The 17,649-nt window shown below is 64.6% G+C and carries 16 protein-coding genes; 8 read left to right on the top strand and 8 right to left on the bottom strand.

All coding sequences use genetic code 11. The features are described 5' to 3' along the window. Window positions 1-46 precede the first annotated feature (46 nt). The 6 genes from VFG49_RS07670 to VFG49_RS07645 all read left to right on the top strand — a co-directional run bounded on the left by VFG49_RS07670 (window position 47) and on the right by VFG49_RS07645 (window position 6,001). Window positions 47-961: an acyltransferase gene (locus VFG49_RS07670; protein ID WP_324859128.1), complete on the top strand. Its 915-nt coding sequence runs from the start codon at window positions 47-49 to the stop codon at window positions 959-961. A gap of 197 nt (window positions 962-1,158) precedes the next feature. Further along, window positions 1,159-1,761, top strand: coding sequence for a TetR/AcrR family transcriptional regulator (locus VFG49_RS07665; protein ID WP_324859090.1), 603 nt, complete (start codon window positions 1,159-1,161; stop codon window positions 1,759-1,761). Continuing rightward, the gene (locus VFG49_RS07660) at window positions 1,758-2,729 is read left to right on the top strand and encodes an HlyD family secretion protein (protein WP_324859088.1); all 972 of its coding nucleotides are present in this window, start codon (window positions 1,758-1,760) and stop codon (window positions 2,727-2,729) included. Before VFG49_RS07665 ends, VFG49_RS07660 begins: the two co-directional genes overlap by 4 nt. Window positions 2,730-2,736: 7 nt before the next feature. Continuing rightward, the gene (locus VFG49_RS07655) at window positions 2,737-3,663 is read left to right on the top strand and encodes an ABC transporter ATP-binding protein (protein WP_324859126.1); all 927 of its coding nucleotides are present in this window, start codon (window positions 2,737-2,739) and stop codon (window positions 3,661-3,663) included. Next, window positions 3,660-4,751 carry an ABC transporter permease gene (locus VFG49_RS07650; protein WP_324859086.1) on the top strand — a complete coding sequence of 364 codons (1,092 nt, stop codon included), beginning with the start codon at window positions 3,660-3,662 and terminating at the stop codon, window positions 4,749-4,751. The genes VFG49_RS07655 and VFG49_RS07650 overlap by 4 nt, the downstream gene beginning before the upstream one ends. Window positions 4,752-4,792: 41 nt before the next feature. After that, window positions 4,793-6,001 carry an aminotransferase class V-fold PLP-dependent enzyme gene (locus tag VFG49_RS07645; RefSeq protein WP_324859084.1) on the top strand — a complete coding sequence of 403 codons (1,209 nt, stop codon included), beginning with the start codon at window positions 4,793-4,795 and terminating at the stop codon, window positions 5,999-6,001. Window positions 6,002-6,055: 54 nt separating this feature from the next. Here VFG49_RS07645 and VFG49_RS07640 read toward each other — a convergent pair whose 3' ends face one another. The 4 genes from VFG49_RS07640 to VFG49_RS07625 all read right to left on the bottom strand — a co-directional run bounded on the left by VFG49_RS07640 (window position 6,056) and on the right by VFG49_RS07625 (window position 10,560). After that, window positions 6,056-6,550: a DUF3761 domain-containing protein gene (locus tag VFG49_RS07640; protein ID WP_324859082.1), complete on the bottom strand. Its 495-nt coding sequence runs from the start codon at window positions 6,548-6,550 to the stop codon at window positions 6,056-6,058. Window positions 6,551-6,821: 271 nt separating this feature from the next. Continuing rightward, window positions 6,822-7,253, bottom strand: a complete 432-nt coding sequence (locus VFG49_RS07635; RefSeq protein ID WP_324859080.1) for an RcnB family protein — start codon at window positions 7,251-7,253, stop codon at window positions 6,822-6,824. Window positions 7,254-7,559: 306 nt separating this feature from the next. Continuing rightward, on the bottom strand, window positions 7,560-8,834 hold the full coding sequence (locus tag VFG49_RS07630) for an alpha/beta hydrolase family protein (RefSeq protein ID WP_324859078.1): 1,275 nt from the start codon (window positions 8,832-8,834) through the stop codon (window positions 7,560-7,562). A gap of 70 nt (window positions 8,835-8,904) precedes the next feature. Further along, window positions 8,905-10,560 (bottom strand): serine hydrolase, encoded by a 1,656-nt coding sequence (locus tag VFG49_RS07625; RefSeq protein ID WP_324859077.1) that lies wholly within the window; start codon window positions 10,558-10,560, stop codon window positions 8,905-8,907. A 137-nt stretch (window positions 10,561-10,697) separates the two neighbouring features. Between VFG49_RS07625 and VFG49_RS07620 the strand changes: the two genes are divergently transcribed. After that, window positions 10,698-11,486 carry a phosphatase PAP2 family protein gene (locus tag VFG49_RS07620; RefSeq protein ID WP_324859075.1) on the top strand — a complete coding sequence of 263 codons (789 nt, stop codon included), beginning with the start codon at window positions 10,698-10,700 and terminating at the stop codon, window positions 11,484-11,486. Between the two features lie 176 nt (window positions 11,487-11,662). Here VFG49_RS07620 and VFG49_RS07615 read toward each other — a convergent pair whose 3' ends face one another. From VFG49_RS07615 to VFG49_RS07600, 4 genes are all read right to left on the bottom strand, one after another. Then, complete coding sequence (locus VFG49_RS07615) at window positions 11,663-13,930, bottom strand: thiamine pyrophosphate-dependent enzyme (protein WP_324859073.1); 2,268 nt, start codon at window positions 13,928-13,930, stop codon at window positions 11,663-11,665. Between the two features lie 199 nt (window positions 13,931-14,129). Continuing rightward, window positions 14,130-14,624: a hypothetical protein gene (locus tag VFG49_RS07610; protein WP_324859071.1), complete on the bottom strand. Its 495-nt coding sequence runs from the start codon at window positions 14,622-14,624 to the stop codon at window positions 14,130-14,132. Beyond that, complete coding sequence (locus VFG49_RS07605) at window positions 14,621-15,163, bottom strand: GNAT family N-acetyltransferase (RefSeq protein ID WP_324859069.1); 543 nt, start codon at window positions 15,161-15,163, stop codon at window positions 14,621-14,623. Before VFG49_RS07605 ends, VFG49_RS07610 begins: the two co-directional genes overlap by 4 nt. Window positions 15,164-15,347: 184 nt before the next feature. Then, window positions 15,348-16,517 (bottom strand): acyl-CoA dehydrogenase family protein, encoded by a 1,170-nt coding sequence (locus VFG49_RS07600; protein WP_324859067.1) that lies wholly within the window; start codon window positions 16,515-16,517, stop codon window positions 15,348-15,350. Between the two features lie 228 nt (window positions 16,518-16,745). Between VFG49_RS07600 and VFG49_RS07595 the strand changes: the two genes are divergently transcribed. Continuing rightward, a complete protein-coding gene (locus tag VFG49_RS07595; protein WP_324859065.1) occupies window positions 16,746-17,621 on the top strand; it encodes a DMT family transporter in 876 nt (291 codons plus the stop codon). The last annotated feature ends 28 nt before the right edge of the window (window positions 17,622-17,649 follow it).

Raw genomic sequence — 17,649 nt, 5'->3', positions numbered from 1 at the left:
CCTGGATACCCGCTAGCGTCTCTATCATGCACGGACCGCCCAAGACATCACTGACCCAAAAAACAACTTCGACGCCCTCCGCCTCATCGGGGCTTTGCTTGTGGTCTTCAGTCACCAGCTTGCCCTCTCGGGTCGATGGGAACCGCGGTTCGTAGGCGACCACTCTTTCGGCAATCTCGGCGTCCTGATCTTTTTCTCGATAAGCGGATACCTCGTCACCGCCAGTTGGATGAACGATCCACACCTGGGACGATTTGCAGTCCGTCGCGCTGCGCGACTGCTTCCCGCTTTGGCGGTATCCATTCCTTGCACCTTCGCGATTGCGAGCGCCCTCGGGCTATCGGGATTCCCCGATAACCCGCACCACGGGCTCAACGGTTCGCTCTGGACGATTCCGTTCGAGGTCATGTGCTACATCCTTCTCGCCTTGATGGGCGCGATATCCAGGCGGCCTGCACTCTGGTTGGCCATCGCCATTTTCGCGTTGTTCGCGGTCACCGGGTTCCAGCTCGGGATGAGCTTCGTCGCCTATTTCGGACTTTTCTTTGGCATGGGAGCGCTGTTGCAGGCTTACCCTTATTTGTCGAAGCCGCCGGTTGCGCTGCTTTTTTGCTGCGTGGCCTTCGTCTTGATACTCATCGATCAGACGAAACTCGGCCTCGCATTCATCGTGCCGCCACTCGTCATCGCTGTCGGTAGACAGTCATGGCCTGTCTTGCGGTCGGCAGGGCGATTCGGCGACCTGTCCTATGGGATCTACATCTATGCCTGGCCCGTACAACAAATCACCGTCGCGCTGCTGGGAGAAAACCGCAGCTACTTCGTGCTCCTCGGCGTCTCGCTTCCCATAACGCTGGCGTTGGCTTTTTTCTCGTGGCACTTCGTCGAAAAAGTTGCCCTGCGGTACAAGCCCGCGCCTCGACGAGAGAAAGTCGAAATCGGTATTGATGCGGTCTATTGACCGCTCTCCCGCACTGCTACGCGGCTATCGTCTTCCCCGTCACTCGAACGAAAGCCGGCCGCGGTCGGCCTCTTCTTGGGGACAAAGCACCCACGCATGGCCAATCACGCAAAATTAATTATATGTATGATTAATTATATGGCATGAGCCCCTCCAAACCCCGCACGCCCACCCGTCGAGCCCCTGGTCGACCGGGAATGGACAGCCCCGATCAGCGCGCGCGACTGATCGACGCCGCCCTGGTGTGCTTCGTGCGCGACGGCATCGCGGCAACCTCCCTGCGCACCATCGCCACCGAGGCCGGCGTGACGCCTGCCCTGCTCAACTACTACTTCGGCAGCAAGCTCGCGCTGCGTGATGCGGTGTTCGAGGAGAAGCTGATGCCTGCCGTGATGACGCTGCGCGAGCTGGTCGCCGGTGCCGGCGAGGATGTGCAGGCCATCGCGCGGCATTTCGTGGAAGGCGTGCTCGACCTGGTTGATGCGTTTCCATGGTTCCCCGCGCTATGGGTGCGCGAAGTGCTGTGCGAAGGCGGCGCGCTGCGCGAACTGCTGCTTTCGCGCATCGGGCCGGAACTGCCCCAGCTGCTGGCCGGCCGCTTCGCCGACGCGCAGCAGCGAGGCCAGCTCAACGCGGGGCTCGATCCCCGGCTGCTGGTGGTGACGATGATCGGACTGACACTTTTCCCAGCGGCCAGCGCGCCGATCTGGCGGCAAATCTTCCAGGCAGACATCGGCACCGACGTGATTGCGCGACACGCCCTGGCACTACTCGGACAAGGCATGGAACCGAAAGCATGAAGACTCACCACTTGCTGCGCCGCATGGTGCCTCTGATCGCCCTGGCCCTGGCGGCGTGCCATCCGTCGACACCCGAAGTGCTCGGCACCGTGGAATTCGACCGCATCACCTTGCCCGCTCCCGCCGCCGAGCACATCGTGAAGATCGACGTGCGCGAGGGCCAGTACGTGCCCAGTGGCACGCGCATCATGCAACTGGAAACCACGCGCACGCAGGCGGCGCTGGACACCGCCCGCGCGGACCTGCAGCAGCAACAGCAGTCGCTGCTGGAACTTGAACACGGGCCGCGCGAGGAACAGATCCGCCAGGCGCGCCACAGCCTGCAGGGCGCACAGGCGCAGGCGCGCGACGCCAACGCGTACTACCAGCGGCTGGCCGCCCTCGCCCGCCAGCAGTTCGTCTCGGCGGCAGACCTCGACCGCGCCAAGGCGGCGGCAGGCAATGCCGATGCCGAAGTCGGCGCCGACCGTGCCGCACTCGACCAGCTCGTCAATGGTTCGCGTGCCGAAGACATCGCGCAGGCGCGTGCCGCCGTTGCCGCCGCAACGGCCACCGAGGCTTCGCGCGCGGTCGACCTGGAGAAACTGGACCTCACCGCACCGCGCGACGTACGCGTGGACAGCCTTCCCTACAAGCTCGGCGACCAGGCGCAGCCCGGCACCCCTCTGGTGATCCTGCTGGCGAGCGATGCGCCCTATGCGCGGGTATACGTGCCGGCAACGCTGCGTCCCTCGGTGAAGGTGGGTGACAAGGCCGTCGTCACCCTGCACGACGGCAAGCGCCAGTTCCATGGCACGGTACGCATGATCCGCAGCGAACCGACCTTCACGCCTTACTACGCACTCAACGGCGATGACGCCACGCGCCTCAGCTACCTGGCCGAGATCGTGCTCGGCAGCGACGCACGCGATCTGCCGCAGGGATTCCCCGTTGCCGTCACGTTCTCCGGCAATGACCGCCATGACTGACATTGCCATCCACGCGCGCGGCCTCACCAAGCGCTTCGGCAAGCTGATTGCCGTGAACAAGGTGAATCTTGAAGTGCCGCGCGCCTGCGTCTACGGCTTCCTCGGGCCCAACGGATCGGGCAAGTCCACCACCATCCGCATGCTGTGCGGACTGCTCACGCCCACCGAAGGCGAGATCGAAGTGTTGGGCCTGAGGATTCCCCAGCAGGCCGAAGAACTGAAGCGGCACATCGGTTACATGACGCAGAAGTTCTCGCTGTTCGACGATCTGTCGGTGCGGCAGAACCTGGAATTTCTCGCCACCGTGCAGGGACTGTCGCGCAGCGATACGCGCGCACGCGTGGACGAACTGCTCAAGCGTTATCGCCTTGACGATCGCGAGGAGCAACTGGCCGGCACACTGAGCGGCGGGCAGAAGCAGCGTCTCGCCCTGGCTGGTGCCATCGTGCACAAGCCGGAACTTTTGTTCCTCGACGAACCGACCAGCGCGGTCGATCCCGAATCCCGCCGCGATTTCTGGGAGAAGCTGTTCGAGTTGGCCGACGACGGCACCACCATCCTGGTGTCCACGCACTACATGGACGAAGCCGAGCGCTGCCATCGCCTGGCCATCCTCGACAACGGCAACCTGGTGGCGGACGGCACGCCCAAGGAACTCACCGAGAAACTGAGCGGGCGCACTTTCCTCATCCACGCCGATTCGCCACGGCAGGTGAAAGCCGCGCTGGACAAGCAGCCCGACGTGCTCAGCGTGGCGCAGATCGGCAACGAGCTGCGCGTGCTGATGCGCAAGGACAACATCACCGCCGAGAGCCTGCGCGGCGATCTTTCGCAGGACGCAGGCGCGGTCGAAGTGGAAAGCGTGGCACCGAATCTGGAAGACGTATTCGTGGTCGCCACCCGCAAGCAGCAGCACACGGAGGAAGCCGCGTGAACCTGCGACGCATGTGGGCCATCATGGTGAAGGAACTGCGCCAGCTGCGACGCGACCGCGTCACGCTGGCCATGATCATGGGCATGCCGATCCTGCAGCTGCTGCTGTTCGGCTACGCGATCAACCTCAACCTGCGCCACCTGCCGGCCGCCGTTGCCGACCAATCGCAAACCGCGGGCTCCCGCGCCGCCGTGCAGGACATGCTGGCCAGCGGCGTGATCGAAATCAAGGCCACTGCCACCTCTCCGCAACAGCTGGTTGACCTGCTTCGCGAAGGCCGTGTCAGCGTGGGCATCGCCGTGCCGCCGGATTTCGAGCGCCGCAAGCTCGATGGTCGCGAGGCCATCCAGGTGATGGTCGACGGCAGCGACAATGTGGTGCAGGCGGCAGCGGCGCAGCTTGCCCAATATCCGCTAAATCAACCGGACAATTTCCACGCGCGCGCCGAAACGCCCATCAGCGTGGTGAGTTTCTACAACCCCGAACGCCGCTCGCCGGTGAACATCGTGCCGGGCCTGATCGGTGTGATCCTCACCATGACCATGGTGCTGTTCACCGCCGTGGCCATCGTGCGCGAAACCGAACGCGGCAACATGGAAATGCTGATCACCACGCCGGTAAGCCGCACGGAGCTGATGATCGGCAAGGTGCTGCCCTACGCGGCCATCGGCCTGGTGCAGACCAGCGTGGTGCTGTTGCTTGGCGTATGGCTGTTCCGCGTGCCGATACGCGGCAGCCTGTGGGACGTCTACATGGCATCGAGCCTGCTGATCCTCGCCAACCTCTCGCTGGGCCTGCTGATTTCCACGCGCGCCCGCTCGCAGTTCCAGGCGATGCAGATGACGTTCTTCGTATTCCTGCCGTCGATCCTGCTGTCGGGTTTCATGTTTCCCTATGCAGGCATGCCGGCGCCGGCGCAATGGATTTCCGAGCTGCTGCCCCTCACGCACTTCATGCGCTTGATACGCGGCATCATGCTGCGCGGCGCCAATCTCGGCGACCTCTGGCAGGATGGCGTAGCGCTGGCGGCATTCATCACGGTGATGCTGACGCTCGCTATCCGCCTGTTCCACAAGCGCCTGGATTGATCTGGCTGGCATGCGCCGGCACCTGCAACGGAACACCGCCTATGCCGTACGACATCGCACCGTTGATCGACCCTGCCCTGTTCGACATGCCGCCCGGCCTGTTGTGGCTGTCGCACTGCAAGGATGGGCCGATCACACGCGCCGCTGCCGATAGGGTGCAATCGCTGCTGGCCACGGAACTGCGTCCGTGGGAACTGCGTTGGCAGGAAGACTTCCTCGATGTCCAGCAGCGCCTCCGCAGCCAGGGCGCCGCCCTGCTAGGCGTAGCCGTGGACGACATCAGCCTGGCCAGTTGCACGTCGACCGGGCTGGAAACCGTTGCGATGGGTTTTCCATGGGCCGCGGACGACGAAGTGGTGATCCCTGCCGGGGAGTTTCCCAGCAACCGGCTGCCATGGCTCGCGCTGGCGCGTCGCGGCGTGCACTGCAAGGAAGTACCGCTGTGGGAGGGGCAACTCGCCACGCCACGCCAGCCGCCGCGTGCAGGCATCGCTCCAGAGCGGCGCCTGCTCGATGCGATCACTTCGCGCACGCGCGTCATGGCGGTGTCGTGGGTCCGCTTCCAGGATGGCCTGCGGTTGGATCTGGAAACACTGGGCCATGGATGTCGCGAGCGCGGCGTGCACCTGGTGGTCGATGGCATCCAAGGTGCGGGCACGATGATGCCCGTGCTCGATCACGCCAGCGCCTTCGCCACGGGAGGACACAAAGGTCTGCTCGGCATGCAGGGCCAGGGACTGCTGTGGACCGATGCCGGCTTTCGCAAACAACTGATGCCGCTTGGCACCTGGCTCTCCGCGCCCGCAGCGTTCTCGCAATCGGGCAGGCAGGACGAACACGCCGATCACTGGGCCAGCGACGGCCGCTATCTGGAAGCAGGCAGTCCATCCATCGTCAGCTGCGCCGCGCTGGCTGAATCCATCGGTACCTTGCTCGCCGCAGGCGGCCCGCCGGGGTTGCAGGCGCACATCGCGCGGCTGCAGCGCATGCTGCTGGAGATACTTGCGCCCCGCGATGGCTGGCGCGATGAAGCGGCACGATTGCTGGCCTTGCTGGACGCGGAACGCCTGGGTCCGACGCTGTGTTTCGATCTGCCCGCAGGCCAGGCCCACGCCTTGCTGGAAACGGCGCGCTCGCTCGGCATCGACACCAGCACGCGCGAAGGTTTTCTGCGCACGGCGTGGCACGGCTGGCATGGCAGCGATGACGTGAAGTGCTGTGCCGCGTGGCTCACTGGCCAGACGGCGTGAAAGCGAAGGGCCAGCAAGCGCCGGCCCCGTACACATCGCCACTGTTGTGTGCTGTTACGAACAGGCCTTGCCGTGATCGCCGTGGTAACCCTTGGCCTTCGCGTCGCCCTCGCTCATGTATGAGCCGGACTTGGTCTTGCCGTACCACTTGTCGCCCTGGCAGTGATAAACCTTGCTGCTCGAATTGACCCAGACCATGCCCGGTCCACCGCCCGGCGCCTGTGTGGCAGGCGGCTGCGGCATGGACTTGCCGGTGGTTGCGGGAGCAGCGGTCTTTGCCGGTGCGGCCGGTGCCGGCGCGGCTGCGGTGGCCGCGGTCGACTTGGTTTCCGTCGCCGCCGGCGATGCTGCCTTGCCGCTCGCGTCGCCGTACCACTCCTTCACGCCCTGGTGTCCGGAACACGCCCCTTTCTTGGTGGCGTGGTTGCTGTAGCTGCCATCCTTGCATTGGCCAGTGGAGCCGGCGGGCGCCGACGCCTGCTGTGCATGGATCGCGGGACCAGCCAGGAAACCCGCAAGCAAGACTGCGATCAAACCATACGATTTCATCTCGATCCCTCCATCGCGAAGTCGTCTGTTCACAAGGAGACGCTGTCCTGGCGGACGTGTTCCCCGTTCGCGTCGTGCAAGGCGGCATGCAGCCGCTCACGACATGCCATGGCGCCGCCTGCCATGAACCATGCATCAGGCGAACGCCGCGCTTTTACCTTGCGCGGCGTGGCGTTCACGCACCGTGAGGCCGGAACGAAACTTCGTGCGGAAGTGCAGCAAGAAATGGCGATAAGCCGCATCGCGACATGCGCGCGATGCGGCTCGCCCGTCAGTGATTGATGACGATATCGGCGATAAGGCCCGTAGCGACGGCCACCAGCACGAACTCACCGTCGTCGCTGCGCACCCACTGATGGTCGCGCGGCGGCGGTGCAAGGCGATAGGTCTGCCAGTCCTCGACGACATAGCGGCGATCGCGATACTCGACCGGAACATAACCGCCCCGGTGATACCAGCCTTCATGACGGCCCCGATCGTGCACGATCACGTAATCGCGACGGTCGTGGTCGTGGTCGCGATGATCACGGTCATGATCGTTGCCATGATCGTGGTCTCTGTCGTGGTCGTGATCGTGATCGTGATCGCGGTCGTGATCATGATCGTAGTGATCATGGTCTTGGTCGTACTGGATCGGCGCGGCCGATACGGCGGCCGATGCCACCAGGGCACCGAGCATCAGTGCGAACAGGGATTGCTTCATGTGTACTCTCCAAGGATGGTGCCGCCCGGTGCGCGCCCCCTGGCGCCCTTTCCTGCGGCGGCGTCATGATGGGAGTCGCAATGACGCACGATGAGTGACGCCGTTCGCAAAACGACGCCGCTTTGCAGCGCAAGTTCATGCGTTGCATTGGCGTTCGGCAAAGGTCCCTGGCACGGCTCCAGCCACTGCGGCCCCAAGGTCCGAACATGAAACGCCCCGAGCAGGCCGGAGCGTTCCACCGTCCACCGCCTTGCGCACTTGAGTTGCCCCTTCGCCGCAGACTCGGCCAAGGCAGCTCGATGCCAATCAGGGCAAGCGCCGGCCTGCACCGTAGGGTGGCCTGTCCTGCTGCCTGATCCAGTCGGCCAGCAAGCGGAAATAGCCGTCCGTGATGCGCGTGACATGACGCGTGCCGTCGGCGTCCTGCGTGAACTCGTACATGCCATGGTCGGTGCGGGGAAATACGTAAAGATCAATCGGCTTGCCCTGGCGTTTCAGGTCGATCAATCGCTGCTGTGTGATGGCGTTGGGCGCCTCGCGATCCTCGCCGGCAAGCACCCACAGCTGGGGAATGTCGAGCGCACGCAACGCGGCAACAGCGTCATATCTCCACAGGATGTTGAGATTGTCGTAGCGCGGTGCACCGGTGCGCCTGAGGTCCGACTCATCCTCCGCGATCAGCTCGCCGGTGAACTCGCCTTCCACCTTGTGCAGCCACGGTTCGCTGGCATAGCGACGCTTTGCGGCGGCCAATTGCTCGTAGCCGCCGGTAAAGTGGGAGGCCATCACCTCACCCGCCGCATCCGCAACCTCGCGCGCATGGGCGACGCTGGCGTCGTCATAACCCTTTTCCTTCATCTCCAGCACGACCTGCTGCTGGTCTTCTTCCAGTGGCGTCATCACCAGGCCGAATCCCACCGCCACATAGTCGGCATGGGCAAGCGCCGCGGCGCGCGGCGCCACCCAGCCGCCCTGGCTGCCGCCGAAGAAGCCCGCGCGCGAGTAGCGTCCATCCGCCAACTTGCGCGCCCGCCCCAGTGCCGCGGCGGCATCGTCGGCCAGCAATTCGAAATTCTGCGTGTAATCGCCGCCGGAAGCGCCGGTTCCGCGCTTGTCGTACGCAAAGACGGCCAGCCCTTCAGCGGCGAATACGTAGGGGTAATAACCGCCTATGCCCGGCGTCTTCTCCGAACCGTGCACGAACACCACCAGTGGTGGCTTGCCGGCTGCCTGCGCCGGTTCGATCAGCATGCCGGCGAGTTCGGTGCCGTGACTCTTGAATCGCGTCGGTGTCTCGCGCAGTGCAACGCGCGACTGCACGACGTAGTTCCCGTCCGCCTGGCGCACGCTCACCGCACCTTCCGCACAACGCACCAGGCCGTCGGCACCGTTCACATCGCCCCGCCGGCCATCGACGAAGGTATAGCGTTCCGGTGCATCGGCGCCGTTGCTGGTGGGATTGGAAATCGCCACCGGTGATTTGCCGATCTCGCCATAGACGCCGTAGCGACAGGCGGTCGGCGCGGCCATGGACAGACCTGCAAACGACAGGCCCAGGAGGCCTGCAGCCAGACGTTTCATGCGAACTCCTGCCACCGTGGGGACGCTGCCACTATAGGCAACGCCCCACGCGAAACGCCCCTGCTATTGGTCAGGGCGCGCCGGCCGCCTTTGCTTCCTTCACCGGAGCAAGGCGCAGATCCTGGAAGTCGAAACTGAAATCGGTGAGCGGGGAAACAGGCTGCATGCGCACCTCGCGCACCTTGCCGTCCGGATCGAGCGTGTAGCTCACGAATGCATCGGCATTGAGCGAGCGATCGTCCCAGCGCACGATGAAGGTGTCGTGCTGCCATGGCTCCATCGTGCCTGCCAGCTGCGCCGTCTTGGCGAACTTCAGGCGCAGCTTGCCGCCCTGCTGGCTCACCTGGATGTCGCCATACCAGGGGTCGCGGAACGTGCCGGCATAACTGGCCAGCGGCAGCGACGGCTTGCCGTTCTTGTCACGCGCCGCCTGGTGTTTCTGCCAGCTGTCGTCGGCGCCGCCTTCGGACTTCTTTACGGCCGCCGCATACGCTGCCACCCAGTCCTTCTTGTCGCGCCCCATGTACGCATCGAGCACGCGATAGGTGACGGCGTTGAATGCGGCGCCCGATTCCTGGTTGGTCAACACCACCACGCCGAGCTTGAGTTCCGGCACCAGCGTGACGCGCGAAACCATGCCGGGCCAGCCGCCGGTGTGCCATACCAGGCGCTGCCCACGGTAATCAGACAGCGACCAGCCTTCACCATAGCCGGCAAAGTTGGGGCGCATATCCTTCAGCTCCGGCACGGGCGGCTCGGAGATCTTTATCGGGATCAGCATCGACCACATCTGCTTCTGGCTGTCTTCGGAGAACAGCGGCTTGCCATTGGGCAACTTGCCGCCTGCCAGTTGCACGTTCATCCATTTCGCCAGGTCGTGCACGCTGGCATAGATGCCACCCGCGCCGGAGTTGTTCGACCAGGCCATGGCCGGCACCGGCTTGAGCTCTGAGAAATTGAACTTGGCATGGCCAGTGGCGACGTCCATGCCGGGCTTCAACGCCGTCATGTCGACCAGCGATGCGTCCATGCCAACGGGCTTGAAGATGCGTTCGCGAATGAAATCCGCGTAGCTCTGGCCGGACACTTCTTCGATGACCAGCGTCGCTACGGCGAACAGGATGTTGTCGTAGGCGTAGCCGCTGCGAAAACCGTTGGCCAAGGGCACGTTGCGCAGGCGCTGGACGACTTCCTTGGTCGAGTACGAGGTCGGCGGCCAGTACAGCAGGTCGCCCGCGCCCAGGCTCAGGCCGCTGCGATGAGCAAGCAGGTCGCGGATGCGCATCTCGTGCGTCACGTACGGGTCGGACATCTGGAACCACGGCAGATGGTCGATCACGCGATCGTCCATCTTCAGCTTGCCTTCCTCCGCCAGCATCTGCAGCGAGGCGGCGGTGAATGCCTTGGTGTTGGACGCGATGGCAAACAGCGTATTCGCGTCCACGGCTTCCGGCTTGCCCAGTTCGCGCGCGCCGAAACCCCGTTCCATCACGACCTTGCCGTCCTTGACGATCGCCACGGCGATGCCGGGCACGTCGAACTGCTTGCGCGCGCTATCCACGTAGGCGGTGAAGTCCTGCAACTGCTCCGGCAGCGCGGGCTGCGCGTCCGACACGACAGCAGCGGGCACCGGGGCCGGCGCGCCGGTTTGCGCCCACAGCGGCGCGGCGAGGACGAACAGGGCACAACAACCCGCCAGGCGCGGGGACAGGCGTCGCTGGGACATCGTGGACTCCAGGGCTGCAAAGCGCATCACTATCGCGGCAAACCCGGCGCAAGGCCAGCACTGGAAGTCATGGCCCGCTCTCGACGTTCCATGCGCCACGAGGGATCATGCCGCGCCGCCCCACGAAGCTTTGCCCGATGAATGATCTGGTGGAATGGATAGCCGGGCACGCGCTGCCGCTTTGGGCCGTGCTGCTGGTATTGGCCTGTCTTGCGGGCGACGCGGCCTGGCAATGGAACCGACGCCAGCATGAAGCCGCACTGCGCGATTCTCGCGAACCCATCGTGCTGCGCGGACGCACGGCCGCCGGCCTGCTGGTCGCCTCCGCGCTGCTGTTCGCCGCGATTGCCCTGGCCGTGGCGGTGGAAGCCCATAGCTGGCTCTCGGGATTCGACCTTGCACTCGCCCAGGATTTGAGTGAACAGATGCAGCCTCCGGCGCTGCGCCTCGTCGCCGCGGTTTCGCACCTGGGTGACCTCGGTTCCGTCGCCGCTGCTGCCGTGCTGGTGCTTGCCGTCCTGCTATGGCGACGCCAACTGCACCTCGCCACCTGCTGGACCATCGCCCTGGCCGGCATCGTGCCGCTCAACAGTGGCCTGAAGGCGTTGTTCCAGCGACCGCGTCCGCTGCACAGCCATGGCTTCATCGTCGAGCACGGCTGGAGCTTCCCCAGCGGCCACGCCTTCGGCGCCATTGTGTTCTACGGCATGTTGGCCTATGTGCTGCTGCGGCTGCTGCCCCATCGCTGGCATCGGCTCGTGGTGGCCGTCGCGGTGGCAATGGTCAGCGTCATAGGGCTGAGCCGCATCGTGCTCCAGGTCCACTACTTCAGCGACGTGATCGCCGGCTATGCCAGTGGATCGGCGTGGCTGGTGCTTTGCATCGCGGGATCGGAGTACTGGCGTGGAAGAACGAAGGACGCCTGACGCCGCATCTTCCCCTGTAGGAGCGCACCCAGTGCGCGATAGGCGCATGGCAAGGCCAGGCAAAGCCTGCGCTCTACTGAGAGTGCAAAGTAAGTGCACAGGCCTATCGCGCACTGGGTGCGCTCCTACAGGGATAGCGTGCAGGCGCGGCCATGCGTGTGGACCGCGCCCTTCCTTCAGACCATCGTGCGCGCCGCCGCCACCACGTCGGCATCGCCCGGCAGCACCAGCAGCGCCGCACCGGCGAGTGGCGTGTAGGTATCGGCGCCCACCACGCGTTGCAGCGGCGTCGCACCGCAACCACCTTCGACGATGGCGGTGATGATGCCCTCGCCCACGCCCGCGCTCTTGCGACCCTCGTCGAGCACGATGATGCGTTTGGCCGTCTTTGCCTGCGCCGCGATGAAGGCGTCGTTGAGCGGCGCGAGCCAGCGCAGGTCGATCACGCGGACCTTCCAGCCAAGCTCGGCCTCGATGGTCTTCGCTGCACGCAGCGACATCGGCACACCGTTGCCGAAGGTGAACACCACCAGGTCGTTGGCGCCTTCATCGTAGATGCGCCCTTCGCCCAACGTCATGGCCTCACCCGGCGCGGGATAGGCGAACTGCCACTGGCCATCGCCCGCTTCGTACAGATCCTTGGTCATGTACAGCGCGATCGGCTCGAGGAACGCGCACACGCGACCATCCACCTTCGACAGCGCCGTCATCGTGCGCAGCATGGTGGCGGCGTCATCGCCACGGCTGGGACAACCCACCACGAGGCCGGGGATGTCGCGCAGCGCGGTAATCGAGTTGTCGTTGTGGAAATGGCCGCCGAAACCCTTCTGGTAGCCCAGGCTCGCCACGCGCATGACGATCGGATTGCGGTACTGGTCGTTGGAGAAGAACTGCAGCGACGCCGCCTCGCCGCGGATCTGATCGCAGGCGTTGTGGAAATACGCGAGGTACTGGATTTCGGGAATGGGCAGCATGCCCATGTTGGCGTAGCCCTGTGCCAGACCGAGGATGATGGTCTCGTCCAGCAACGTGTTGAACACGCGGCTGCCCTTGAAGGCCTTCTGCAGTCCCTTGGTGACGGTATACACGCCGCCCTTCTGCGCCACGTCCTCGCCGAACAGCAGCGATTCGGGATACTTCGCCATGATGTCGTGCAGCGCCTGGCCGATCTGGATGGCCAGATGACGTGGCGGCTGCTTCTCGGGCAGCTTGTCCTCGCTGCCGAACGCAGCAACACGGCGCTCCTGGTAATCCGCGCGCTCCGCTTCTGCCTTCACCGCTGCGGGCGTGTACGGCGCCAGCGGCTTCATTACCTGTTCCAGCGAGGTGATGCGTGGGCGGCGGTCCGCGTCTTCGGCCGCCTCGAAACAACGCTTGCGCGTGGCTTCATACAAGGCCAGCAGCGATTCCTTGGTGTACAGGCCGGAAGCAAGCGCAATCTCCGCGGAGCGAAGCAAGGGATCGCTCGCCTCCACCGCAAACAGTTCTTCCACGCTGCGCCACTCGATCTCGAAATCGGTGCCGGCGTGGCCCATGACGCGCGTGGTCTTGAGATGCAGGAAGGTCGGCCGGCGCGTGGTACGGCAATGCTCCACCGCTTCCTGCACCTGCGCATAGCCCGTCGCGAGATCAAGGCCGTCCGCAAAGAAGTAATCGAGGTCGGCGCGATGACGGAAGTTGTTCGCCACCCATCCGCTCGGCGTCTTCACCGAAATGCCGATGCCGTTGTCCTCGCACACGTACAGCACGGGCGCGGGCAACTTCTGGTAGGCCGTCCACGCGGCCGCATTGAACGCCGTCTGCGCGGTGGCGTGGTTGGACGAGGCATCGCCGAAGGAGCAGATGGCGATGCTGTCCTCGGGGATCGGCAGCCGGTGTCCGATGCGACGCGCCTGCTCGATGGCCACCGCCGTGCCCAGTGCCTTGGGCAGATGCGAGGCAATGGTGGACGTCTGCGGCAACACCCAAAGCGGCTTGCTTCCCCACACCTTGTGGCGACCGCCGGAAGCGGGGTCGTCCATGCTGGCGGCGAACGACAGCGCGGAATCCATCACGGGGTCCATGCCCGGCAGCTTGCGGAAGCGCTCGGCCATGAAACCGCCGGAGCGGTAATGCAGGAAAGCGGGATCGGTATGGCGCGTGAGACGCGCCACCATCGCGTTGCCTTCATGACCGCTGGAACCGATGGTGTAGAACACCTTGTTCTGTACGCGCAGCACGCGCGCCATGAGGTCGAGGTGGCGACTGATCAGCTGCGATTCCAGCAAGTCGCGGAAACCGCGCGCATCGAGCGTGCTGCCCGGCAATACGGGAGAGTGATCGCCGTGCAGCGCACGCACTTCACCGTTCCACAGCTGCACGAACTCGGTGAAGTTCTGGTCGACGATCTCGGCGCGGTTGAAACCCTTGTGGCGTGCCGTGAGGGAGTACGGAATGGCGGTCATGATGTCTCGTCAACGAACGGCCGCGGGAGCGGCGGACAGGGTAAACGACGAATGCCCCTACGGAGCGAATATCCCCTCTCCCCTGCGGGGAGAGGGTTAGGGTGAGGGGCCAATCTTGCGCCAACGCCAATTCGAAGCGTGCTTCGTAGCATCATCATCGCGAGCACCCGCCCCTCACCACCGTAAAGGTGGCCATGCCTCAGTCCTCTCCCCAGAGGGGAGAGGAGGTGAAAGCGCGCAGCGCTTTCGCGCGCGCCCGATCTTTCTCTCGACCAAAACTTTCAAGAATTCGAATCTGGTCTTCAACCGAAGGCATCGGTACCGCAAGTCCGTTCAAGCCGGCCAACGTGAGGCGCCCCGCTTCGACAGGCATCCATCCATCGCCCTGGTTGAGCTCCAGCCCGCCCATCACTTCCACCGGCAAGCCAGGAAAACGGAACCGCGCGAAGTGCGAACGAAAGCGCTCGGCTCCTGCGGGCTCGTGCGCGGGTTCGCGCCGCTCGGCCCACAGCGCCATCAGACGCTCGGCGTCTTCGGGCGAGGTGAGTACGTCGACGTCAGCCACGCTCACCTCGGCACCTGCCAGCAGCGCGGCGGTGCTGCCGATCACGCACCATGGATCGACGCAATGCACGTGCAACTCCGGCACGATCTCGGCCAGTGTGGCGTAGAGCGCGGGCGTGACATGACTCATGCGCGCCGATGCCGCCATTGATCGCGGGACTGGCCCCAGATTTCGACGGGCAGGTGTTCAAAGGGTGCGGGCAACTGGCCCGGTCCGCGCAACGCGGAACCCAGCTTGCGTGCCACCATCTGGGAAGCCGTGTTGTCTGGTGCGATCATGTGGATCACCTCGGTCCAGCCCAGCGTGTCGAACGCCCAGTCGATGGCGGCAATCGCACCTTCGGTGGCATAGCCCCGGCCCCATGCATCACGCACGATGCCCCAGCCGACTTCGGTACCCGGCCAGCCTTCCGGCTGCCACGGCCCCAGACGGCCGATCCAGCGCCCGCTGTCCTTTTCGATCACCGAGAACATGGCGTAACCCTGGATGGCCCAGGCACCGGCCATCGAGAGGAAACCACGCCACGCTGCAGGGCGCGGCTGCGGGCCGCCGATGTGACGCGAGTTTTCCTCGTCGGCCATCAGCGAGGCCCAGCCTTCGAAGTCCTCCGCCTGTGTTGGGCGAAGGATGAGTCGATCGGTTTCGATGCGGATGTCTTGCCAGCTCATGGAATGAATCCAACCATCATCGCCCGGCTACCCTCACAGTCATCCCCGCGAAAGCGGGATGTGCTCCGCAACAGCGAAGCTGGTCATCCAATGACTCTCACGCCTGGGCAAAGGCGCTGGATTCCCGCTTTCGCGGGAATGACGGTGAGGAGTCATTTGCCCTACGGAAATCGCGATTGTCCCCTCAGAACGCGTTGATACCCGTCAGCTCACGCCCCACCACCAGCTGGTGCACCGTCTCGGTACCTTCATAGGTGATGACCGATTCCAGGTTGAGCGCGTGGCGGATGGCGACGTGCTCGGTGGTGATGCCAGCGCCACCGAGGATGTCGCGGCACTCGCGCGCGATGTCGATGGCGATGCGGCAGTTGTTCCACTTGGCCAGCGACACCTGCGTCGGCTGCATGTTGCCAGCGTCCTTCAGGCGGCCGAGCTGCAGCGACAGCAGCTGCGCCATGGTGATGCGGCGGGCCATTTCGGCCAGCTTGAGCTGGATGGCCTGGTTGGAAGCGAGCGGACGTCCAAACAGGATGCGCTCCTGCGTGTAATCGAGCACTTCCTTCAGGCAGGCCTGCGCGGCGCCGATCGGGCCCCACGTGATGCCGTAGCGCGCCTGCGTGAGGCACCCCAGCGGACCCTTGAGACCTTTGACGTTCGGCAGGCGGTTGGCTTCGGGCACGCGCACGTTGTCGAAGAACAGCGCCGAGGTGACCGACGCGCGCAGGCTCATCTTCTTGTGCACTTCCTGCGCGGTGAAGCCCGGCGTATTGGTGGGCACGATGAAACCCTGGATACCGTCTTCGGTCTGCGCCCACACGATGGCGATGTGCGCCACGTTGCCGTTGGTGATCCACATCTTGGCGCCGTTGATCACCCAGTCGCCGCCATCCTTTTTGGCGTTGGTCTTCATGTTGGCCGGATCGGAACCGCCATGTGGCTCGGTGAGGCCGAAGCAGCCGATGATCTCGCCCGCTGCCATCTTCGGCAGGTAATGCATCTTCTGCTCTTCAGTGCCGTAGGCGTAGATCGGGTACATGCACAGCGAGCTCTGCACCGAGGCAAAGCTGCGCAGGCCCGAGTCGCCGCGCTCCAGTTCCTGGCAGATCAGGCCGTAGCTGACGCCGTTCATGCCGGCGCAACCGTACTTCTCGGGAAGGGTGGCGCCCAGCAAGCCCAGGCTGGCGATCTCGGGAACCAGTTCCTTGGGGAAGCGGCCCTGGTCGAAGCAGTCGCCGATGATCGGCAACACCCTCTCGTCGACGAAACGGCCAACCGAGTCCTGCACCATGCGTTCTTCATCGGACAGCAGCGAGCGGACGTCGTAGAGATCGAGCGGGTTCAGGCGAGCGGACATGCGTGAGTTCCGTGACTGGGACAAACCCTCATTGTAGCGGGCACTTGCGTCCGGGTCATGGCGGGGTGCAACAGGGACGGGGTAGGCGACTGCGGCCAGCTGTGGGACCATGCACCATCCCATTCCCGGCTCCGGCCGGGCCAGGGCGCTGCGACCCCGTACAACCACCCCGCAGCGTCCTATCGGGCGCCAGGCCAATGGACTGGCTGCCTCCCCGCCGGATCATCCATGCTCAAAGGTGTTCTTCTAGGCTTCGCCTGCTACGCCGCCTACGCGATCAGCGACGCCTTCGTGAAATCCCTGCACGGGACGCTGCCCGCCTACGAGGCAGTGTTCTTCGGCGCGGTGCTGATGCTCAGCGCGCTGCCATTCATCCGCAAGCCGCAAGACCGCTACCTCCACGTGTTCTCCGCGCGCAAGCCGTCGCTGTGGTGGATTCGCGCCATTACCGGCGCCATCTGCAACATCTCGGCCGTCATCGCATTTACCGCGTTGCCCATGGCCGAGGCGTTTGCGTTGATCTTCCTGCTGCCGATCTTCGTGACGTTGCTGTCAGTGATCTTCCTCAAGGAGCACGTGGGCTGGCGTCGCTGGTCCGCCGTGATCGTGGGCTTCATCGGCGTGTTGGTGGTGCTGCGCCCGGGATTCCGCGCGCTGGGCGCCGGGCATTTTGCGGCGATGAGCTGCGGCCTCTCCGGCGCGGTGTCGGTGGTGGCGCTGCGCATGGCCGGTCCGCATGAGAGACGCATCAGCCTCTATGGGGCGGGAGTGATCGGTCCACTGGTGAGCGGCGGACTGCTGATGCTGCCTGCCTTCACCTGGCCAGACGCGCACCAATGGTTCCTGCTGGCGGGCTATGGTCTGCTGGCGGGCCTCGCCGGCGTGCTGCTGATGCTCGCCACGCATCACGCACCGGCCAATCGCATCGCACCGACGCAATACAGCCAGATGCTATGGGCCATCTTCTTCGGCTATTGGCTGTTCGGCGATCACCTCGACTGGCCGATGCTGATCGGCATCGCGCTTATCCTTGGTTCCGGCCTGTTTACGCTGGTGCGCGAAGAGAAAGTCACTTCGTGGTGGCGCCGGACGAAGATGGTCTGACGCAACGCGCAATCCCCTGCCCTCACAA

Source organism: Dyella sp., assembly GCF_035685885.1.
Classification (GTDB): Bacteria; Pseudomonadota; Gammaproteobacteria; order Xanthomonadales; family Rhodanobacteraceae; genus Dyella.
The sequence above is the reverse complement of the archived record's forward strand: the minus strand, read 5'-3'. Positions and strand labels throughout refer to the sequence as shown.